General features: G+C 68.1%; 19 protein-coding genes, 1 tRNA gene and 2 pseudogenes. 10 read left to right on the top strand and 12 right to left on the bottom strand.

Annotation, left to right across the window (positions count from 1 at the left end; translation table 11 throughout):
• Positions 1-169 precede the first annotated feature (169 nt).
• From ACFVH0_RS04400 to ACFVH0_RS04410, 3 genes are all read left to right on the top strand, one after another.
• A complete protein-coding gene (locus ACFVH0_RS04400; protein WP_114244350.1) occupies positions 170-745 on the top strand; it encodes a TerD family protein in 576 nt (191 codons plus the stop codon).
• A gap of 70 nt (positions 746-815) precedes the next feature.
• Entirely contained in the window at positions 816-1,955 is a 1,140-nt protein-coding gene (locus ACFVH0_RS04405) for a DUF475 domain-containing protein (protein ID WP_385817953.1), read from the top strand.
• A gap of 171 nt (positions 1,956-2,126) precedes the next feature.
• Complete coding sequence (locus ACFVH0_RS04410) at positions 2,127-2,861, top strand: Tellurium resistance (protein ID WP_385817954.1); 735 nt, start codon at positions 2,127-2,129, stop codon at positions 2,859-2,861.
• A gap of 132 nt (positions 2,862-2,993) precedes the next feature.
• Here ACFVH0_RS04410 and ACFVH0_RS04415 read toward each other — a convergent pair whose 3' ends face one another.
• A complete protein-coding gene (locus ACFVH0_RS04415) occupies positions 2,994-3,848 on the bottom strand; it encodes a TerD family protein (protein ID WP_385817956.1) in 855 nt (284 codons plus the stop codon).
• Positions 3,849-4,067: 219 nt separating this feature from the next.
• Between ACFVH0_RS04415 and ACFVH0_RS04420 the strand changes: the two genes are divergently transcribed.
• From ACFVH0_RS04420 to ACFVH0_RS04435, 4 genes are read left to right on the top strand one after another with little or no spacing between them, the layout of a single operon-like run.
• The gene (locus ACFVH0_RS04420) at positions 4,068-5,231 is read left to right on the top strand and encodes an HpcH/HpaI aldolase/citrate lyase family protein (RefSeq protein WP_385817957.1); all 1,164 of its coding nucleotides are present in this window, start codon (positions 4,068-4,070) and stop codon (positions 5,229-5,231) included.
• Between the two features lie 43 nt (positions 5,232-5,274).
• Positions 5,275-7,833: a phosphoribosyltransferase gene (locus tag ACFVH0_RS04425; protein WP_385817958.1), complete on the top strand. Its 2,559-nt coding sequence runs from the start codon at positions 5,275-5,277 to the stop codon at positions 7,831-7,833.
• A complete protein-coding gene (locus ACFVH0_RS04430; protein WP_385817959.1) occupies positions 7,830-8,687 on the top strand; it encodes an HAD family hydrolase in 858 nt (285 codons plus the stop codon). Before ACFVH0_RS04425 ends, ACFVH0_RS04430 begins: the two co-directional genes overlap by 4 nt.
• Before the next feature lie 47 nt (positions 8,688-8,734).
• Positions 8,735-9,394, top strand: a complete 660-nt coding sequence (locus ACFVH0_RS04435; protein WP_385817960.1) for an O-methyltransferase — start codon at positions 8,735-8,737, stop codon at positions 9,392-9,394.
• Positions 9,395-9,434: 40 nt separating this feature from the next.
• Here ACFVH0_RS04435 and ACFVH0_RS04440 read toward each other — a convergent pair whose 3' ends face one another.
• From ACFVH0_RS04440 to ACFVH0_RS04455, 4 genes are all read right to left on the bottom strand, one after another.
• A complete protein-coding gene (locus ACFVH0_RS04440) occupies positions 9,435-9,674 on the bottom strand; it encodes a zinc ribbon domain-containing protein (RefSeq protein ID WP_385817961.1) in 240 nt (79 codons plus the stop codon).
• A 27-nt stretch (positions 9,675-9,701) separates the two neighbouring features.
• A complete protein-coding gene (locus ACFVH0_RS04445) occupies positions 9,702-10,292 on the bottom strand; it encodes a DUF4383 domain-containing protein (protein ID WP_385817962.1) in 591 nt (196 codons plus the stop codon).
• A gap of 583 nt (positions 10,293-10,875) precedes the next feature.
• Positions 10,876-12,237, bottom strand: coding sequence for a hypothetical protein (locus ACFVH0_RS04450; protein WP_385817963.1), 1,362 nt, complete (start codon positions 12,235-12,237; stop codon positions 10,876-10,878).
• A gap of 71 nt (positions 12,238-12,308) precedes the next feature.
• The gene (locus ACFVH0_RS04455) at positions 12,309-13,025 is read right to left on the bottom strand and encodes a DUF4097 family beta strand repeat-containing protein (protein ID WP_385818065.1); all 717 of its coding nucleotides are present in this window, start codon (positions 13,023-13,025) and stop codon (positions 12,309-12,311) included.
• Between the two features lie 271 nt (positions 13,026-13,296).
• Between ACFVH0_RS04455 and ACFVH0_RS04460 the strand changes: the two genes are divergently transcribed.
• Positions 13,297-13,371: transfer RNA gene (locus tag ACFVH0_RS04460), tRNA-Val, on the top strand.
• 100 nt (positions 13,372-13,471) lie between these two features.
• Here ACFVH0_RS04460 and ACFVH0_RS04465 read toward each other — a convergent pair.
• Together ACFVH0_RS04465 and ACFVH0_RS04470 are read right to left on the bottom strand one after the other, a co-directional pair.
• A complete protein-coding gene (locus ACFVH0_RS04465; RefSeq protein WP_385818066.1) occupies positions 13,472-13,963 on the bottom strand; it encodes a tyrosine-type recombinase/integrase in 492 nt (163 codons plus the stop codon).
• Between the two features lies 1 nt (position 13,964).
• A pseudogene (locus ACFVH0_RS04470) lies at positions 13,965-14,075 on the bottom strand (replication initiator); the annotation flags it as partial.
• Positions 14,076-14,079: 4 nt separating this feature from the next.
• Here ACFVH0_RS04470 and ACFVH0_RS04475 point away from each other — a divergent pair.
• Positions 14,080-14,367, top strand: a pseudogene (locus tag ACFVH0_RS04475) (NUDIX domain-containing protein); the annotation flags it as partial.
• A 7-nt stretch (positions 14,368-14,374) separates the two neighbouring features.
• Here ACFVH0_RS04475 and ACFVH0_RS04480 read toward each other — a convergent pair.
• The 4 genes from ACFVH0_RS04480 to ACFVH0_RS04495 form a co-directional block, all read right to left on the bottom strand.
• The gene (locus ACFVH0_RS04480; protein WP_385817964.1) at positions 14,375-15,214 is read right to left on the bottom strand and encodes a nuclease-related domain-containing protein; all 840 of its coding nucleotides are present in this window, start codon (positions 15,212-15,214) and stop codon (positions 14,375-14,377) included.
• A 740-nt stretch (positions 15,215-15,954) separates the two neighbouring features.
• Positions 15,955-16,422 carry a hypothetical protein gene (locus ACFVH0_RS04485; protein WP_385817965.1) on the bottom strand — a complete coding sequence of 156 codons (468 nt, stop codon included), beginning with the start codon at positions 16,420-16,422 and terminating at the stop codon, positions 15,955-15,957.
• A gap of 4 nt (positions 16,423-16,426) precedes the next feature.
• Positions 16,427-16,903, bottom strand: coding sequence for a helix-turn-helix domain-containing protein (locus ACFVH0_RS04490; RefSeq protein WP_385817966.1), 477 nt, complete (start codon positions 16,901-16,903; stop codon positions 16,427-16,429).
• Positions 16,903-17,325, bottom strand: a complete 423-nt coding sequence (locus tag ACFVH0_RS04495) for a type II toxin-antitoxin system RelE/ParE family toxin (protein ID WP_385817967.1) — start codon at positions 17,323-17,325, stop codon at positions 16,903-16,905. Before ACFVH0_RS04495 ends, ACFVH0_RS04490 begins: the two co-directional genes overlap by 1 nt.
• Positions 17,326-17,882: 557 nt before the next feature.
• Between ACFVH0_RS04495 and ACFVH0_RS04500 the strand changes: the two genes are divergently transcribed.
• Entirely contained in the window at positions 17,883-19,598 is a 1,716-nt protein-coding gene (locus tag ACFVH0_RS04500; RefSeq protein WP_385817968.1) for an HNH endonuclease, read from the top strand.
• On the opposite strand, the gene ACFVH0_RS04505 is transcribed toward ACFVH0_RS04500, so the two are convergent.
• A complete protein-coding gene (locus ACFVH0_RS04505; protein WP_385817969.1) occupies positions 19,595-20,557 on the bottom strand; it encodes an IS481 family transposase in 963 nt (320 codons plus the stop codon). The genes ACFVH0_RS04500 and ACFVH0_RS04505 overlap by 4 nt on opposite strands.
• Positions 20,558-21,019: the final 462 nt, after the last annotated feature.

Raw genomic sequence — 21,019 nt, forward strand, 5'->3', positions numbered from 1 at the left:
TCCGGCGCCCCCGGGCCGCGCCGCGGGGGGGGGGCCGGGTTCCGGGCGGCAGTCCCCCGGCGGCCCCCCCCCCCCGGGGCGGCGCCGGACGCGCTCGACAGACGGCTCGGGGGCTTGAAGGCCCAGCGGGCCCGGCAGACGGTTCATCGACTCGGGGAGGACACACACCATGGGCGTCACGCTCGCCAAGGGAGGCAATGTCTCCCTCTCCAAGGCCGCACCCAACCTCACCCAGGTGCTGGTCGGGCTCGGCTGGGACGCACGATCCACCACGGGCGCCGACTTCGACCTCGACGCCAGCGCGCTGCTGTGCCAGTCGGGCCGGGTGCTCGGCGACGAGTGGTTCGTGTTCTACAACAACCTCACGAGCCCCGACGGCTCCGTGGAGCACACCGGTGACAACCTCACGGGCGAGGGCGAGGGCGACGACGAATCGGTCATCGTGAATCTCACCCAGGTGCCGGCGCACTGCGACAAGATCATTTTCCCGGTCTCGATCCATGAGGCCGACAATCGGGGCCAGACCTTCGGCCAGGTCAGCAATGCGTTCATCCGCGTGGTGAACCAGGCGGACGGTCAGGAACTCGCGCGTTACGACCTCAGCGAGGACGCCTCGACGGAAACCGCGATGATCTTCGGCGAGCTCTACAGGTACAACGGCGAGTGGAAGTTCCGCGCAGTGGGACAGGGGTACGCGTCCGGGCTGCGCGGTATCGCTCTAGACTTCGGGGTCAACGTTTCGTAAAGCCGCGCACGGCGCGGGGGAGCCCCGTACATCTCGGGGGAGACCCGTTACATACACGATGGGGTAGCCAGTGCTTCTGAAAACCTTCGGCTGGTCGTTCGCGGTTACCGCGCTCGGCCTGGTCGCAGCGGTGATCTACGGAGGGTGGGAAGCCTTCGGTGTCGTCGCGATTCTTTCCGTCCTGGAGATCTCGCTGTCCTTCGACAATGCGGTGGTCAACGCCGGAATCCTGAAGAAGATGAATGCCTTCTGGCAAAAGATCTTCCTCACGATCGGTGTGCTCATCGCGGTCTTCGGTATGCGGCTGGTGTTCCCCGTCGTGATCGTGGCCATCACCGCCAAGATCGGTCCGATCGAGGCGGTCGATCTCTCCTTCAACCAGCCCGATCGCTATCAGGAACTCGTCACCGACGCCCACCCGGCGATTGCCGCGTTCGGTGGGATGTTCCTGCTGATGATCTTCCTCGACTTCATTTTCGAGGACCGTGACATCCAGTGGCTGCGCTGGATCGAGCGTCCGCTCGCCAAGCTCGGCAAGGTCGACATGCTGTCGGTCTGCATCTCGCTGATCGTGCTGCTGGTCGCGGCCATGACCGTCGCGACCAACGCGCACCAGCACGGTGGCGGTCACGCGGACAAGGCGGAGACGGTCCTGCTCGCCGGTGTCGCCGGTCTGATCACGTACCTCATCGTCGGCGGCCTCTCCGGCTTCTTCGAGAACAAGCTGGAGGAGGAGGAAGAGCGCGAGCACGAGGAGGAGGAAGAGGCCAAGCGGACCGGCAAGAAGGTCTCCGCCGTCGCGCTCTCCGGCAAGGCCGCGTTCTTCATGTTCCTCTACCTGGAAGTGCTCGACGCGTCCTTCTCGTTCGACGGTGTCATCGGTGCCTTCGCCGTCACCAACGAGATCGTGCTGATGGCCCTCGGCCTCGGTATCGGCGCCATGTACGTCCGTTCGCTCACGGTCTACCTGGTCCGCCAGGGCACGCTCGACGACTACGTCTACCTGGAGCACGGCGCCCACTACGCGATCGGTGCGCTGGCCGTGCTCCTGCTCGTCACCATCCAGTACCAGATCAACGAGCTCATCACCGGTCTGACCGGCGTCGTGCTGATCGCCTGGTCGTTCTGGTCCTCGGTCCGGCGCAACAAGGCGCTGGGGGCCGGCGGCAACGACGAGGGTTCCAAGGCGGAAGTCCCGTCCGGGGTGTGACCCGGTAAGGATTGAGGAACGCTCTCAGCGGGGCGGTCCGTGAGGCAACGGTTCTCCGGAGACATCCGGACCCGGCCCCGCGGCCGCCCCGCAGTGATGCGGGCGCCCCCGCCGAGGCGCGGGCCGGCCGTGGGACGGGCACTTTTCCACTGAGATGCATGGGGGTTGGGGATGGGGTTCTGGGACGGCCTGTGGCCGCGGCGGGAGGCACAGTTCGAGTCGGGCAGCGCGGCGACCAACTCCATCGTGCTCACCCGGCGGCACGCCACGGTCTCGCTCACCAAACAGGGTGCGCTGACCGGCAATCTTCGGGTCAACCTCTCCTGGCAGATGCGTACGTCGGACATCATGGGCCGGTCGCGGCAGAGCGGCCGGCTGCTGCGGCCGATGAAGCTCTTCCAGCCCGAACCGGTCCAGGCCCACACCCAGGGCATGGTCAACGTCGACCTGGACCTGGGCTGCATGTACGAACTGAAGGACGGCACCAGGGGGGTCGTCCAGCCGCTGGGCAACCTCCTCGGCGACCTGAACGCGCCACCGTACATCCGGCTCAGCGGGGACGACCGCTTCGGGGCGCCGTCGGGTGAGACGGTCTACGTAAATCTCGACCAGCGCGACCAGATCAAACGGCTGCTGTTCTTCGTCTACATCTACGACCAGACACCGGCCTTCGACCGTACCCACGCCAAGGTGACGCTGTACCCGGGCAACGGCCCGCGGATCGAGATCGAACTCGACGAACACGCCCCGGAGGCCCGCTCCTGCGCCGTGTTCACGGTGGACAACTCCAAGGACGAGCTGATCGTGCGGCGCGAGGTGAAGTTCGTCTACGGATTCCAGTCGGAGCTGGACCGGCTGTACGGCTTCGGCATGCAGTGGGGGCGCGGTTACAAGTCCCGGACCTGAGCGCTGCCACCGAAACGCCCCCGGCCCGTGTGTGTGGGGCCGGGGGCGTTTCGTGTCGCTGTCGCTGTCGCTGTCGCTGTCGCTGTCGCTGTCGGTGCCGGTCTCGCGTCCGCTTCCGCTCAGGCGCCCGCCTCAGGACCGTACGAACTGCGGTCCCTGCGGCGGCAGCACGAAATTCGGGTCCGGGGCGGGCGCCGCGGCGGCTGCGGGCTGCGGATAGGCGTGGGCCGGCTGCGCGGCGGCCGGCTGCGGGTATCCGTACGCGGGCTGCGGAGCCGGCTGGGCGGCGGGCTGCGGATAGCCGTACGCGGGCTGCCGGTGCTGGATCGTGGCCTGCGCGTCGGGTCCGGAGGCAGCCGGAGGGAACTGGGGCGCGGGCGGGATCCCGGGCACGGGCGAGGGAGCCGGCGTGGGCGACGGGGCCGGGCCGGGCTCGGCCGCCGCGGTCTCGTCGACCGAGATGCCGAAGGCGGTCGCCAGGCCGATCAGCCCGGTCGGATAGCCCTGCCCCACGGCTCGGAATTTCCAGCCATCGCCGCGCCGGTAGAGCTCGCCGCAGATGATCGCCGTCTCCTCGCCGGTCTCCGGCCGCACGTCGAAGACCGCGAGCGGCTCCCCGTCGGCCGACGCCGAGTCGTACAGCAGGATGCGCAGATCGCGCACCTGAGCGAACGCGGCGCCGTCGGAGGACGCGGCGACGACCACCTGCTCGACCGAGGCGTCCAGCCCGCCCAGGTCGGCCTCGATGGTGTCCGTGAGCCCCTCGGGGACGCTGCGCTTCGGCAGCCGTCGTACCAGGCCGGAGGGGTGGCGGGGCTGGTTGTAGAAGACGAAGTCCTCGTCCGAGCGCACGCGGCCACCGGCTCCGAGCAGCAGGGCCGAGGCGTCCACGTCCGGAATTCCGGCGCCTGGGGTCCAGCGCAGAACGGCCCGTACGGCCATGGCGTCCAGAGGGACGTTCGAGCCTTTCACCATCGCGTGCGTCATGCCCGTCATCCTGCCTGCTGGCTGCCCGCGCGGACAACGCGGGGGCGCACCGGATGTCTCCCGGGCGCGCCGGGAATACCGGATCCGGGGCGGTCCCACCCATCGGGAAATGGACGAGTTACCCGGAATTCATGCACGTGGGGAACTCTTGACACCCGCCCGTACGTACTATTACCGGCCATACGTCGTCCGGCCGGTCAGGCAGTTCGGGGGAGTTACATGCGTCATTTCGGGCATATTGCGCCCGCTACGAGGAAGGGTCTGTTCTTCCAGGAGCCGTGCGAGTTCGGTCCGGATTCGTCGGCCCGCGTGCTGTCGGCCGCCCTGGGAGCGACCCTCTACAGCCCTGCCACCCGGCCCGGGCTTGCTGACGACGTCATCAAGCAGGCCGGACGCGGTGTTGTCTCGATGGTGCTGTGCCTGGAGGATTCGATCGACGACTCCGAGGTCGCCGGTGCCGAGGAGAACCTGGTCAGACAGTTCGCCGACCTCGACGCACGTGGCGTCGAGGTGCCGCTGCTCTTCATCCGGGTCCGGGAGCCGGGTCAGATTGCCGATCTGGTGCACCGCCTCGGCGACACCGTCCGGATGTTGTCTGGTTTTGTACTTCCGAAGTTCACCGAAGAGCGTGGCGTGCCCTTCATGGAGGCGCTCACCAACGCGGAGAAGGCGTGCGGGCGGCGTCTGTTCGCGATGCCCGTTCTCGAATCGCCGGAGCTGCTGCATCTGGAGACCCGGGGCGAAACGCTTCAGGGAATAGCCCGCACCGTCGACAAGTACCGCGACCGGGTGCTCGCGCTGCGGCTCGGCGTCACCGACTTCTGCTCGGCGTACGGACTGCGCAGGGCGCCCGACATGACGGCGTACGACGTGCAGATCGTCGGCGCCGTCATCGCCGACGTGGTCAATGTGCTGGGCCGCGCGAACGGCACCGGCTTCACGATCACCGGGCCGGTGTGGGAGTACTTCCGGCTCCAGGAGCGGATGTTCAAACCCCAGCTGCGCCGCAGCCCGTTCCTGGAGGGCCGGGCCGAGGAGCTGCGCACGGCACTGATCGAGCACGACCTGGACGGCCTGCTGCGCGAGATCGACCTCGACCGGGCCAATGGGCTGCTCGGCAAGACCTGCATCCACCCGTCGCACGTCGCGCCCGTGCACGCGCTGTCCGTGGTCAGCCACGAGGAGTACAGCGACGCCCAGGACATTCTGCGGCCGGAGCGCGGCGGCGGTGGCGTCATGCGCTCCGCGTACACGAACAAGATGAACGAAGTGAAGCCGCACCGCGCCTGGGCCGAGCGGACCCTGCTGCGGGCCGAGGTCTTCGGCGTGGCGAGGCAGGACGCCGGTTTCGTGGAGCTGCTGGCCGCGGGCCTCGCGGAGTGAGCGCGGGGCGCGGCACGAGCGTGTCCCGCCGGGTGGGCACGGGATGAACGGCAGAGCCGGACGACCGGCAACGGCAGAGAAGGAGACGGCGGACGTGGTGTGGTCGGGCAGCTGGGTGGCGGAGCGACTGGGCGTCGAGCTCGTCGGTGACGGGAAGCCGGACGGCGACGGGGAGCTGAAGGACCTGCTGGGACTCGCCCTGCGCCGCAACCCCAAGCGGGCCCACCTCCTCGTGTCGAACGTGCTCGGCAAGCACGTGCCGCAGAAGCCCTCCGTGGTGTACGGCACCGGATTCGAGCTCGGTCGCAGGGTGCGCGAACTCCTCGGCGACGCCGAGGCGAGCCGGGCCGTCGTGCTCGGTTACGCGGAGACGGCCACCGGCCTCGGCCACGCGGTCGCCGACGGGCTGGGCGTGGCACCGTACCTCCACTCGACCCGCCGACCCGTCGAGGGCGTGGCACGGGCGGGCGGCTTCGAGGAGTCCCACTCGCACGCCACCTCGCATCTGCTGCTCCCGGAGGACCCGGATCTGCTGGCGGGCGACGCCGGTCCGGCGCCCCTGCCGGGCGCCGTTTCCGACGCGCCGCTGGTGCTGGTGGACGACGAGTTCTCCACGGGCAACACCGTGCTCAACACCATCCGCGCACTGCACGAGCGGTACCCGCGGAGCCGTTACGTCATCGTCGCCCTGGTGGACATGCGGTCGCCGGCCGACCGGCGGCGGCTGACCGGGTTCGCCGCGGAGATCGGTGCCCGCGTCGACCTGGTGGCGCGAGTCTCGGGCACGGTCACCCTCCCGGAGGGCGTCCTGGAGAAGGGCCGGGCGCTGGTCGCCGCACACGAGCCGGAGCCCGCGGTTCCCGCCGGGCCCGAGGCAGCCGCCGCCCCCGCCCCCCGTCCCTGCACCCGGGTCGATCTCCGCTGGCCCGCCGGTGTGCCCGACGGCGGACGGCACGGCTTCACCCCCGCCCACCGGGCCACCCTGGAACCCGCGCTCCCCGCCATGGCCGCCCGGATAGCCGGAGCCCTGGGCGACGCCCGCCGCGTACTGGTCCTCGGCTTCGAGGAGCTGATGTACGCCCCCCTGCGTCTGGGCACGGCCCTGGAGCACCACACCGACGCCGAGGTGCGCTACTCCACCACCACCCGTTCCCCCGTCCTCGCCCTGGACGACCCGGGCTACGCGATACGGACCCGGCTGGTCTTCCCGGCCCATGACGACCCGGCCGACGGACCCGGCGACCGGTACGCGTACAACGTCGCGGGCGCCGGGTTCGACGCCGTGGTGCTCGCCGTGGACTCCGCCGCCGACACACCCGAACTCCACGCCCCGGACGGCCTGTTGGCGCAGCTCGCCGCGCACACCGACCGCGTCCTGCTCGCGGTCGTCCCCTCGTACATACCCCCGTACGCCCGGTCGGCCCCCGATCCGTACGCCTCCGAACGGCAGGAACCCCCCATGCTGCCCGAGCCCCTCCGCGGCCCCGCCTTCTCCTCCTACGCGCCGGACGAGGTCGGCTGGCTGCTCCAGGACCTCTCGGACACCGAGCTGGAGGCGCCCACCGAGGAGCGCGAGGAAGCGATACAGAGCGGTGGCGCGCACTACGCCGAGTCGCTGCCCGTCGAGTACCAGCCGTCCGGCCAGTACCAGGAGCTGTTCAAGGCGGCGCTGGAGCTGTCGGCCGCCCGCGTCGCCCGCGCCGTGGGCACCGTCACCGAGACCGTCCTCGCCGAGCGCACTCCCCGCCCGGTCCTGGTCTCGCTCGCCCGGGCCGGCACACCGGTCGGCGTACTGATGCGCCGCTGGGCCAGGCACCGGCACGGAATCGACCTGCCGCACTACGCCGTCTCCATCGTCCGGGGCCGGGGCATCGACGCCAATGCCCTGCGCTGGCTGGCCGCCCACCACGACCCGGCGGACGTCGTCTTCGTCGACGGCTGGACCGGCAAGGGCGCGATCACCCGCGAACTCTCCGCGGCGCTCGCCGAGTTCGACGGATTCAACCCGGAGATCGCGGTACTGGCCGACCCCGGCGGCTGCGTCCGCACCTACGGCACCCGCGAGGACTTCCTCATCCCGTCCGCCTGCCTCAACTCCACGGTCTCCGGGCTGATCTCGCGGACCGTCCTGCGCGCCGACCTGGTGGGCCCCGAGGACTTCCACGGCGCGAAGTTCTACCGGGAGCTCGCGGACACCGATGTCTCCGGCCACTTCCTCGACACCGTGGCCGCGCACTTCGACGAGGTCGCCGAAGCCGTGGACGCCGAGGTCAAGGAGGTGCTCGCGGCCGATCGCGCACCCACCTGGGAGGGCTGGGCCGCGGTGGAGCGCATCAGCGAGGAGTACGGCATCCACGACGTGAACCTGGTCAAGCCGGGCGTCGGCGAGACGACCCGCGTACTGCTGCGGCGCGTCCCGTGGAAGATCCTCGCCAAGCGAGGGGCGGGCGCGGACCTCGAACACATCCGTCTGCTGGCCGAGCAGCGGGGCGTACCGGTGGAGGAGGTCGATGAACTCCCGTACACCTGCGTGGGTCTGATCCACCCGAAGTACACCCGGGGCGCGACGGGCGCGGACGGCAGGGCGGTGGAGTCCAAGTGACCGGCCCGACGCCCTCGGCCGGTGCGGACACCGCCCCCGTGACACTCGTCGCGAGCGACCTCGACCGCACCCTGATCTACTCCTCGGCGGCGCTCCAGCTGGCCATGCCGGACGCCGAGGCGCCCCGGCTGCTCTGCGTGGAGGTGTACGACCACAAGCCGCTCTCCTACCTGACGGAGACGGCCGCAACACTCCTGGACGAACTGGCCCGCACCACGGTCCTCGTCCCGACGACCACCCGCACCCGCGAGCAGTACGGACGCATCCATCTGCCCGGTCCCGCACCGCGGTTCGCGATCTGCGCCAACGGGGGACACCTGCTCGTGGACGGAGAGTCCGATCGCGACTGGCAGCGGCAGGTGGCCCGCAGGCTCGCCGACGAATGCGCCTCCCTCGCCGAGGTCCGCGCCCACCTCCTGGCCGCCGCCGACCCCGCCTGGCTGCTCAAGGAACGGGTCGCCGAGGACCTCTTCGCCTACCTCGTGGTGGAACGCCCGCTGCTGCCCGAGGACTGGGTCAAGGAACTGGGGGAGTGGGCGCTGACGCGGGGCTGGACGGTCTCCCTCCAGGGCCGCAAGATCTACGCCGTTCCGGGCCCGCTCACCAAGAGCGCCGCCATGAACGAGGTGGCCCGGCGCACCGGCGCCACGCTCACCCTCGCCGCCGGTGACAGCCTCCTGGACGCCGATCTGCTCCTCGCCGCCGACCGCGCCTGGCGCCCGGCCCACGGCGAACTGGCCGACACCGGCTGGAGCGCCCCGCACGCCGAGGTGACGGCCGAGCGCGGCGTGGCGGCGGGCGAGGAGATCCTCCGGCACTTCCTGCGGGCCGCCGGCGAGGCAAGATCGTCCTGACGCGGGACGGAGACGTCACCGGCCGATCGACGGACGAGGAGCACGGCATGACCAAGGGCAACGAAACCAAGATCACGGACGAGCTGTACGCGTACATGCTGGCGCACAACCCACCGCTCGACCCGGTGCAGCGCGAACTCGTCGAGACCACGTACGCCCGCCTGCCCGAGCAGGCCGGCATGCAGTCGGCCGAGGAACAGGGGCCGCTGCTCGCCTTCCTCGTCCGGCTGACCGGGGCCCGGCACATCGTGGAGGTCGGCACGTTCACCGGGTTCTCCGCCCTGTCGATGGCACAGGCCCTGCCCGCCGACGGGCGGCTGATCGCCTGCGACGTCTCGGAGGAGTGGACCGCCTACGGCCGGGAGGCATGGGAGAAGGCGGGCGTCGCGGACCGGATCGAACTCCGCATCGCCCCCGCGCTGGACACACTGCGGGCGATGCCGGCCGAGCCGCACATCGATCTCGCCTACCTGGACGCGGACAAGGGCAACTACATCCCGTACTGGGAGGAGCTGGTGCCCCGGATGCGGCAGGGCGGCCTGATCGTCACGGACAACGTGCTCTTCCACGGCGGGGTGACCGACCCGCACGCGACCGGCGGAGCGGCGGCGATCAAGGAGTTCAACGAGCATGTGGCCGCCGATCCGCGGATGGACAGCGTGCTGCTCACCGTGTCCGACGGCCTGACCCTCTCCCGCAAGCGTTAGAGCCCCCACGCAAGGACTGACCGGGGGGCTGCCCGTCCCCTCAGCCGCAGCAGCCCCCACCACAGCAGCCGCCCCCGCCACCGCCGCCACCGGCCGAAGGAGCGGCGGGAGCGGAGGAAGCGGACTTGGCGGACGACCCGCCGACGGCCACGGTCGAGAGCAGCTTCACGGTGTCGGCGTGCCCGGCGGGGCAGGAGGCCGGGTCGGACGACTGAGCCATCGGACGGCTGACTTCGAAGGTGTCTCCGCAGGAGCGGCAGCGGAATTCGTAACGAGGCATGGCCCCAGGCTAACCGCGACCCCGGCCTCAGGAGTCACGCCGGACGCCCGGCATCGGTGGCGTGGCCGCCCTCCGGCTCAGCCGCATCTCCCGCTCGGCCTCCTCGGGGTGGCGCGCCCGCCAGTACGGGTTGTCGTGCGGAAGGCCGCCGCTGACCCGTCCGTACATCCCGAAGACCATCAGCATCAGGCCGACCACGAAGCTGAACAGCACGTTCTGGATGCGGAAGGCGAGGAAGTTGTAATCGGTCTCCAGCAGCGCGAGATTGACGAAGCCACTGAGGATGAAGGCGATGCCCAGAATCATGTTGAGCGTCGAGGCGAAGTTGCCGCCGATCACCATCCCGGTGAACAGGAGCAGACCGACGCAGATGGACAGGACGCTCAGCGCGCCGTTGGTGTTGAGGCCCGCGACGGTGGCTCCGCCGGTGTTGAAGAAACCGATCTTGTCGATCAGCCCCAGGACACCGAAGGCGAGCAGCACCAGCCCCATCAGCCCTGCTCCGACCCGATAGACCCGGCTGAGCCGGTGATCGACCGGCAGATGCCTGTCGAGCTGGGTGGCCTTGCGGCGGCGGGGAGCCCGTCGCCCTGTGGGGTGCAGCACATGGGTGGCCATGGCGGTCGTCTCCTTCGGGCGTACTACCAGGATCCGCCCAAGGCGCTGCCACTGCACGCCGCACGCCGCACGCCGCACGCCGGAGCTGCCGGGACGCGGCGGGACGCGGCGGGAGGCGGCGGGAGGTGGCGGGAGGTGGCGGGAGGCGGCGCGGGAGGTGGCGGGTGGTGGCGGCGCGCAGTGGGTGCCGTTCCGGTGTCCGTGTTGCGGAGCGGGCGCTGCTCAGGTCCTCACGCTGCGGAGTGAGTGCTGCTGGGGTGCCCGCGTCGCGGAGCCGGTGCTGGGGTGCCCGCGCGTCGGAGTCGGTGCTGGGGTGCCCGCGTTGCGCAGTTGGTCCCGCCGACGCAGTCTGCGTCGTTCAGGTGCCCGCGCTGCGGGGCCGGTGCCGCTGGGGTGTCCGCGCGTCGGAGTCGGTGCTGGGGTGCCCGCGTTGCGCAGTTGGTCTCGCCGACGCAGCCTGCGTCGTTCAGGTGCCCGCGCTGCGGGGCCGGTGCTGTTGGGGTGCCCGCGCGTCGCGGAGTCGGTGCTGCTCAGGTCCGCCCCGCGCGGTCCCGGTTCGTACCGCCGACGCAGCCCGCCCCGCTCAGGCGCCCGCCCCGCGCTCCTCGCGGATCTCGGAGACCACTCGCGCGGCCGTCCGCCGCACCGCTTCGGTCTCGGTCAGGAAGTGCCAGTAGTCGGGGTGACGCCCGTCGAGCGCGACGACGGCGCGATCGAGCCGGGCCACGGCATCGTCCAGCGGACGGGCGTGGCGCGGATCGGGCGTGCTGCGGCCGTCCATGGCCAGGCGCTGGGCGTCACGGACCGCGAACCGGGTCCGCTGGATCTCCTGCTGCGGGTCCTTCGCCACCGCGTCCAGCCGGTGCAGCCGGTCACCGGCCGCGGACACCGCCTCGTCCGTGGCGTTGAGCAGGGCGCGGACCGTGCTCAGCCGGGACGTCGCATCGGCCCACCGCTGCTCGTCCCGCGCCTGGGCGGCTTCCTTCAGCTTCTCCTCGGCCTGCCGCACATTGACGGCCGCCTGCTCGGGCACGGGCTGGAGATCCTGCCAGCACGCCGCGGAGAACCGCCGCCGCAACTCGCTCAGCACCGGCTCCACCGACCCCGCCCGGGTGGTCAGCGCCTGGGCGCGCGTACGCAGCGACACCAGCCGGTGATCGATCTCGGCGGCCCGCTCGGGCAGCTTGGCCGCCTCGGCCCGTACGGCCTCGGCATCGCGCAGCACCCGGTCGGCACGTTGCAGGGTCTCCGGAACGCCGTGCCTGCCTGCACCCTGGTTGAGCTTGGTCAGCTCGGGAGCGAGAGCCGCCAGCCGCGCGGCGAGATCATCCGCCCGCAGCCCGGACGCGCGCACCGTATCGAGAGCGTTGCTCGCACCCAGCAACGCCTGCCGGGCCCGCTCCACGGCGGGCGCGAGCCGTGCGAGCTGCGTCTCCGCACTGCCCAGCAGCGGACCGAGCCCCTGCGCGAACCGGTCCAGCTCGGCCTTGACCCGTACCAGCTCGTCCTTGGCCGTGGTCAGCTCCGCCCGAGCACGGGAGGCGACCGACGGCTCCAGATCATCCCGGTCCAGATCGTGCGCGTCGACCGCGGTGATGTACGTGTGACTGGCCTCGTCGATCCGCCGCCCCAGGGCCGCGAAGTCGTCCACCACCCTGCGCGCGGCGGGGGAGCTGTCCACCGCGGTGATCGTCTCGATCGAGATCCGCAGATCGCGCTGGGCCGTGTCCAGCTCGTAGAAGGCCGACGCGGCGGCATCCTTCGCGGCCTGCGCCTCGGCGCGCTGACTCTCCCCGCGCCCGCCGAACCAGCGCCTCGTACCGCCACCGGCGAAGGCGGCGGGCAGCGCGGCGACGAGCAGCGGCACCGGCAACAGCATCAGCCCGAAGACGTCCCTGACGGCGGAACTGCCACCCGCTCTCGCCCGCGCGTGTGTCGCCGTCACATCCCTCTCCCGTGCCGTTTCGCCCTGCCCGGTACATTCTCCCACCAGGTAAGGACGAACACACGGGCCGGTTAGTTCGCGCTTCGGACGGTGACTTCGCCGTTGTCGCTCCGGGCCTTCACCACATGGCCGCTGTTGTCGCCGCGCGGCACGTCCACGGAGGTGCTCCCGTTGTGGGCGACGGCGTCCACCGCGTACTTCGCGGAGCCGCCCGGCAGATCGATGGTGATCTCCCCGTTGTCGCTCACGGTGTCCACCCGATCCGGCACCGCGGTGAACCCCAGCCGGATCCTGCCGTTGTCGGACCGCGCCGACACGGACTTGGCCGAGATCCCCGTGGCGACGACGTCCCCGTTGTCGCTCCCCAGGCGGAGCGGCCCGGTGGAGTCCCGGACGGTCACCTCGCCGTTGTCGGCGTCGAGCGTGAGCGGGGTACGGAAACCGGAGGCGACGACCTTCCCGTTGTCCCCCTTGACGACCACCGCCACCCCGCGCGGCACCTTCACCTGATGCTGCGCGGCACAGTCACTGATCAGCGCCTCGCACTTCACCCGGAGCGTGAGCGTGTCGTCCTTCATCTCCCACCGGGGTTCGGGCCCGTTCCCGAGCACCACCCACCCATCGACCTGACGGGTCACCTCGACCTTCTGCACATCGGCCGGCACGAGCTCCACCGACGACTGCCCGGAACGGATGGTCAGCGTCTTCCCGCTCAACGCGAACGACTTGTGCTCGACAGGCGCGTCGCTCACGTCCGTACTGCCACAACCGCTGAGCGCGAGTGCCATGAACACGGCGCCACCGGACGCGACAAGAGTACGGGTGCGAATGGCCACGATGATCTTTCCCCCAGGTCGAACGGCGGTGCACCCGACGGTGCGAGCTTCACCGTACGTACCACCCCACACCCGACAGAATCCGGACGGCCACCGTATGCGGGGTAGGGATATCCCCCGCACCGGCCCCGACCGGCCACCGCGCGGTTCCCGGCGGCACCTCGCCGCCGGGAACCGTTTGTGACCACAGGCCGTAGTCCATGTACGCTGTTGCCTCATCCACGGGTGCGTAGCTCAGGGGTAGAGCGCTGCTCTTACAAAGCAGATGTCGGCGGTTCGAAACCGTCCGCGCCCACCAGTAGGAAGCACAGCAAAGGCCCAGGTCACCGGTAACGAACCGGGAGCCTGGGCCTTGTTCGTTCCTCAGCCGCGGAGGCGGGGGAGAGGCGTCGTGCCAGTTACGTGCCAGATGCGTCGCCGGGCTCTGCCGGCCGGACCCTCCTGATCTGCTCGTCGACGTGGGCGGCGATCGCGTGGTCACGGCCGTTCACCAGGTGCTGATAGATCAGCGCGGCACGCACCGAGGAGTGGCCCATCCGCTGCATCAGCTCCCGAGTGGTCGCACCGCCGGTCGCGGCGAGGGTGTTCCCGGTGTGGCGCAGATCGTGGAAGTGGACGTCTCCGAGGCCGGTCGTCTCCAGAGCCCGCAGCCACAGGCGGCGGAAGTTGTTCCGGCGAAGTTGCCCGCCGCGTGCTCCAGTGAAGACCAGCCCGGTACGACCCGACTCGGCGTAGGCAGCGAGGTGTGCGGCCAGGTTCTCCGTCAGCGAGGCTGGGAAGGCGACGGTGCGGACACCGGCCGCGGTCTTGGGTGTCTTGATCAGGATGCCGTGCGTGCGAGTCTCGGCCAGGGCACGCCGCACGGCGACGGTTCGTCGTTCCAGGTCGATGCGTGAAGTAACGCCACAGGTCGGAGGCGTAGTTGTTCCAGAGCACGGCGCCGGCGTAGTCGTACGTGTTCGGGTCGAGAGCGGTGCCGAGTCCGGGGGCGTTGGCGGGGTGATGCGGAGTGCGCCGAGAGGTCTACGAAGAGACTGGCATCAAGGTCCAGGTGGACCGACTGACCGGGGTCTACAAAAATACAGCCCGGGGCATCGTCGCCCTGGTCTTCCGATGCCACGCCGAAGGTGGCCACGAGCAGCTATCCGAGGAGTCCACCGCGGTTGAGTGGCTGACCCCGGACGAGGTGACCAGCCGCATGGCCGAGGTTTATGCAGTCCGTGTTACCGATGCCCTGCTGAACGATGCTCCCCACGTGCGAGCACACGATGGCCGGAAGCTTGCCAGCAGCTAAGAGCCCCTCAGATAGCGCCGGCCCAGGAACGCTGGTCCCGCGCCACGGCATACACGGCCTCCACTTGCTCAGGCCGCAGGGCCCCGGCCAGGGGTGCCAAGGCAGCCAAGCCCCGTTCGTCGAGCGCCCGCACGTCGTGTAGCGAAGGCACCACAGTGAGGCCGGCCGGGCGGACGAAGACGAGTACCGGGTTCACTGCAACGGGGAAGCCGCATCCTCGTTCGAGCACATCCTTGACGATCGCGGCCTCGCGCCGGCTGCTCCGGAGGTACGGGCGCCCCTTCCCATGGTTGATCCGGACGGCGTGGTCACCGACCCAAACCGACTTGTTGCGATGGTTCTTCGTGTTGATTGAGAAGACACCGCCGAGCCCTACGAGCAGGTGGTCGATATCCCAGGTCGGGGAAAGCGGTACGGAGTGCAGCGTGCGCCAGTTGTGCCGTGACAGCCGTGCCAGTTCACGACTGACGACGCGTTCACCGCGGAGTCCGGCTTTCCAGGAATCAGCCTCGGTGGGACGACGCAGTATCCACGCGAGGTAGCGCTCCAGCAGGCCCGGGGAGGCTTCCTTGATCTTGCTTCTCAGCGCATCACCAGGGTGCCGTAGGGCCAAGTCGTGTTCGGGTGGAGGGGGAAGTCGCGTCGGCGCGACCGCAACGAGCGGAGTCGCCGAGCGGGTCATGTACGGGGCCAGGACGTCCAAGATCAGCTGACGTAACGCCTCGTCCATGACTTCGATATGCCCTGTGTTCTGATCGAACCATGCCACGGCCGTGCCATCGGACGTGTTCACGTATAGCCGGTCCAGTCCATGGCGCTTCCACTTCGACACCCGCAGCTCAGTCACGCCCGCTCCCAGCATTCCGCGTACCCCGTACCACAATGGGACCAGGAGCGGATTCACCCCACAAGGTCGCCCCATGCCCCCTGCTCCAGCGGGCTGTTACAGGTTTCTCTACCTCATCAAGGTGCCCGGCTGCGCTCCGCTCCGTCGGGCGCGCTTCCCGGCTCTGGTTGAGCCCGCGCTCCTGCCTTCGGCCCGCTCGGCGCTGCCGCCGCCGACGCGTGCCCGCTGTGTAGGCCCGTGGGGCATGAGACGAGAACCAAGCCTGCGGCTTCAAGACGATGCCTCCGGCGGGGGCGCTCCGGCACCAGGATGGGAGGGGCGCCGTTCGCGAGTGCCGGCCGGAGCTTGGTGAGCGTCGTGGGGCTCTCATCCCGTCCACCTTCGACCCAGGCAGAGCCGAGCGGTCGCGGCCCAGGGCGTCAAGGTCGTTCGTACAGTGGCGCGCTCCACCTTGACGCCCTGAACCACGACCGCTCCACGGTGTGTGGGTCGAAGGCGGACGGGATGGGAGCTGGGGGTGACTGGTGGGTGAGGTCAGCCCCAGCGCGCACGTTCTCTCCCATCGACCTCGACTGCAGAAACGACAGAATGTCGCGCCGATTTCATCTAGTCGAGGGCATTTAAGTCTGCGGCCGGCCGAAAGATCGGAGATTTCATCCGAATGCGCTCATTCGATCTCTCGTTAGCACCGGAGAAATCTCCGCTAAGCTGGCAGAAGACGCACCACTTGATAGATCGTTCTACTCGTGATCCTGGTGTGCTTCATGCTTAACGATGGACGTCTTAGGCTCAGGTGGATCTAGCTTGACCCGGCCAAGGCCAATCTGCATAGCCATCAAGTCCATGGCTTGTCGTAGATAGGGGAATGCATCTTTGATGCCGACTTCGTTTCCAAAGCTCACGGCATCCTTCGGCAGAATTTCCGGGTGCTCATCGCCAATTCGATAGTTTCCCACTACTTCAGCTTCGACTCTCCCGATCGGCTTGCCCGACTTGCCTTCACCTGTGGCAACGCAGGACAACCCGATGTGCAGATGGTCCTTACTGAAGCCGAAGGACCTCTTGAGGGAGATGTCCCACTGGCTCACTTGCCCCGGTCGTTTCTTTTCGGCGTTTAGTCGCTTTGTCGAGACCTGGCACAGGCGCGCGTTATCGTGCAGCCACCTCGGGTCGACCGCAATGATTTCATCACCATTCAATTCCGACACTTCACTACACCTGCACTAGACGATGTTCAATGACGGAGTCATCGAAGCTTTCCCAGGTCATCGGCTCTTCCGGCTCCCTCTCCAGTGCCAGCGGTTTGGCCTGATGCGTGACAACTAGCTCGACGTCGTCAGCCCACGAGACGTACTGCTTCTCCCGCTCGTCATCACACTCGACGTGCGGTCGACTGGCAATGACTTGCTCACGCGGCTTGCCCGACTCGACTCGCTCCAACTTCAGCTCGAAGCCTAGGGCGTGCAGATACTCTGCCAGCGTCGAAATCCTCAAATTCCCGTCCCCGTGCACCACTTGGTTGACGGCTGACTTTCGAATGTCTAGGCGGCGCGCAAGCTCAACTTGAGTGATTCCAGCATCTCCGAGGGCGTCGTGGATGGAAGCCAAAGCTTCATAACGTAGGCGCGCGGAAGCGAGCGCACGGGAACCCTCTGTAGTGGCAGCAAGGCGCTCGTAGAGATTTTTCATCACGCGGCTCCATCCTCCCTCATAACCCAGAGTGCTTTAACGATGTGCTTCCTGGGGGTCTTCTGTGATTCCTTCAGGAAGCCGTGCGTCAGTCGTACCGTCTTACCAGTGAAGTGCTCGCAATAGAAAAACGGGAGTCTCACATCTCCGGCTTTAATTTCCCATATATCATCGCGAAGGTGATTCAGCTGGAGGGGGATCCTCAGGGCTCCCCGATCTGCGAACTCTTCCATGCGTACGGCAATATCAGCAAGCCTTTGAAGATTCCCCTTTCGCTTGATCTTATTCTCTAGATCGGCGATGAATTCTTCGGCTTCGAACTTCCCTTCCGTCGTCCGCGCAGCTTCGATCATGAGGGTTGCCCCCCGCTCGTAACTGATCCGGTTGCAGTCGGTGCACATCGTTCGCTGTACAGTTTCCACTGTACCGCCCTCCCCAAACGAGCGATATGAGTGAGCGGGATGTTATCCCAGCTCTGAGACTGGTCGCGGGGCTTCAGCGGAACCCGGATGGCTGACGAGCCGAGTGCGCTCCACAGCCCTTCCAGGGGGACAGGTCGCCTGAGCTCTACTCACCCCGGCCATCGCGGGGCCGTGGAGGGCCAATGAGCGGTCAGCAGCGCTGAAGTTAACACCGTGGCGACTGCCCAGCAGGCCGCAGGGCTGATTGGGAAGCCCCACTAGTCGGCCCCAGGACCGCTGGTGGAGCGGCGGTACAGCAGCGAAGTACCGCAACTACAGCAGCCACCCCCGCCAGCCAGCCTCTCTCTGGCATCCCGTGGCAACCGGTATGACCGCTCCTGACCGTCCCTGCTAGAGCTACGGATCAGAACGTTGCCCGTCCCCTGCCTCGTTCCTCGTCGTGCCTGGCACAATCACCGGCACAACGACGGCGAGGTGGGGGATGCTCGGTGGGTAGCCATTTGCGTGTCGGTGAAGTGCTGCGGTCCTCGCGGAACAGGGATCCGTCCATCGAGGCCATGGACGGCTACCCGAACATCCACCACCTCACGGCTTCACAGGCCCTCGCTCCGATACAGCTGAGCAAGGGAATCAACCCGATAGCTGAGGTCAAGGTCGCACGCGTCGCACGGCGACCGGCGGTCCTCATACGTTCGAGTCCGTGGAAGGCCGGCTCTGTCGAGACGCCCTGGCACGACGAGTTCGACCTAGGGAACGGGCGTGTTACCTACTTCGGAGATCAACGCGTCGATCACACGGTTCCTGTGGGCGAGACCCAGGGCAACAAGGTGTTGCGGAAGGCATGGACAAGCCACCGGGCGATGACCGTGCAAGAGCGGACCCTGGCTGCGCCACTGCTGGTCTTCGCAACGGTCACGCGCAACAAGACTCCCAAAGGATACGTAAAGTTCTGCGGCTTGGCGGTCATCGAGGGCGTTGAAGAGATCGAGCAGAACGACAAGGGGCGGCCGTTCCTCAACTTCCGCTATGAACTGGCCCTTCTCGACCTGAGTGCAGAACATGACCTGCTGAACTGGGCCTGGATCGAAGCACGCGGCGATCAGAGGCTCTCGACGGCTGAGGCGCTGGAACACGCGCCGCACTCTTGGCGTCGTTGGGTGGAAGGTGGCCATGCCGTCTTGCCGGAGGTTCGCCAACGTCCCCTTCACCTTGAGGAGCCCGAAGTCAGCTCTCGTTCCGTCAACCGTTCGACGGATGAAGATGCATTGTTTCCCACTCCTCCGCAGTCACAGAGCGGGCCTGTATCCAGGGTCAAGCACGACGACCGGCAACCAAGACTTACGGCAGCCGTGCTCATGGAGAGACTGAGGAGTCTCAAAGTTCATCGGCAGGAGGGACACCCGAGCCGGCACAAGCCCTTGGCCCTGATGTGGGCCATCGCGAGGAACGCCCGAGGAGAGTCGCGGCTCTCTCCCTGGCCGGAGTTCCGTGACGAGGTGGGCAAGCTATTGATCGAGTTCGGCCGCCCCCAGTCATCTCCGACGCCGGAATACCCGTTCTGGCATCTGCGGACGAGCGGCTTGTGGGACGTTGATGGCATCCCGGCGAAGCAGGCAGGCAAGATCAGCGCCTCAGTGCTCGATAGATCCAAGCCTCAAGCGGGGTTCACTCACCAGGCCGACCGCCTGTTGAATGATCCGTTCGTACGGTCCCAGGCGATCGCCGTCCTCCGAGAGACCTACTTCGCCGAGTTCGCTCAGCACAAGTTGATGGAGCAACTTGGGCTGGCCGGCTACGAGAACGCAAGCGGCATCGAGGCGCTGGCAGAAGAGCAAAAGCAACAAGGTCCTGCCGCACGCCGCGCCACGAACACGTCCCGCATAGTGCGCGATGTTGGACTGGCTAACAAGGTTAAGGAGATGCACTCCGACCACTGCCAGGTCTGTGGAACGCAGCTAGCGAAACGGTTCGGCACATACAGCGAAGCAGCCCACATCCGCGGTCTCGGACAGCCGCACAACGGACCCGACGAGCTTGCCAACTTGCTCGTGCTGTGCCCCAACCACCACGTCCAGTTTGACACGTTGGCGATATACATTGATCCGCACGGCGTCGTCCGCGCGACGACGGACGGCAGTCACCAGGGTGTGCTCCGCCAGCTTCCGAAGCACCACATAGGCGAAGTCTACCTGCGATACCACCGAGCTCTTTGCGGCAGGGACACGCCGGACCAGGAATCACCGGTTCAGAGCCCTCGCCCGGTACAGCCCTAGGTGTGTTGTTCGGGGAGGTTGGTGACGCGGCTGGCGGGTGTTTGGCCTGCGATGCCGGTGTGGGGTCGGTGGTAGTTGTACCAGTCGATCCAGTCGGTGAACGCGGTCTGGCGTTCGGTGTCCGAGGTGTAGGGCCGCTGGTAGGCCCATTCTTCCAGCAGGGTGCGGTGGAAGCGTTCGACCTTGCCGTTGGTCTGTGGCCGCCAGGGCCTGGTCCAGCGTGGGCTGATGCCCGGCTCCCGGCATGTCTGACGCCAGGTGTTCTTGCTGTAGGCCCAGGCGTTGTCGGTCAGGACGCGTTCGACGGTGATGCCCGGGGAAGCGAACCAGGCGGTGGCCCGTGTGAGGAAGGCCGCGCAGGTCGGGGCGGTCTCGTCGGGCAGGTCTTCTGTGTAGGCGAGGCGGGTGTGGTCGTCGAGGGCGGTGTGGAGGTAGGCGTATCCCGCCCCGTTGCGGCGGTCCTTGTTCGGACTGCCGGCTGCCCTGCCGAGGACTTTGTGTCCGCCGCCGTCGGGGATGCGGCCGAGTTTCTTGACGTCGATGTGGACGAGTTCGCCCGGCCGGGCGCGTTCGTAGCGTCGGACGGGCTCACCGGTGGCCCGGTCGAGTGCGGCCAGGGGCGGCAGACCGTGCCGGGCGAGGATGCGACGGGTGGTCGAAGGCGCGATCCCGCATCGGGCGGCCGGCCTCAGCGGTCCGATCCGGTACTCGCTGCGCAGCCGCAGAACGTGTTCCTCGATTGCGGCCGGGGTCCGCAGCGGCTGGTGGTGCGGACGGCTGGTCCGGTCACTCATTCCGGCGACGCCGAACTGGCGGTAGCGGCCGGCCCAGCGGGCAGCGGTGGTGTGGCTGACCTGGAAGCGTTCCGCGGCCCGGCGCAGTGGCCAGCCGTCCTCCACGACACAGCGGGCCAGACGAAGCCGACCGGTCTCGGTCAGCGGGGCATTACGGTGGGACACGAGGGCCTCCTCGGATCGGTGCAGATGTCGCAATCCACACCGAGCCAGAAGGCCCTCACCCATTTCAAGAACCCAGCACGTGTGTCACCAACGTCCCGGGACAACACACCTAGGCGCTCTGGTCTGCTGGCTTAGTGCCTAACTAAGTGATATCGCCGACAAACAGCAGCAAACGTGCGCGTACGTCTGCGGACGATCAGCGCAGCAGGTGTCGGCGTGCCAGATCCGTGCCAGATCGAGCGGTCAGCCACGGTCAACTGGGGAGCGCGGCGGTGCAGGTGCTGTGTCGACAGTCCCAGCGCCTCAGGTGGCGGGTGACCAGCGAGGACGTCTCAGCGCCCGGCGCCAGGCTTACAAAGCAGATGTCGGCGGTTCGAAACCGTCCGCGCCCACCAGCAGGTAGCACGACAAAGGCCCAGGTCATCGGCAGTAAGCCGGAAGCCTGGGTCTTTTGGCGTGAGT

The sequence above is a fragment of the Streptomyces sp. NPDC127117 genome, from assembly GCF_042677325.1.
Classification (GTDB): Bacteria; Actinomycetota; Actinomycetes; order Streptomycetales; family Streptomycetaceae; genus Streptomyces.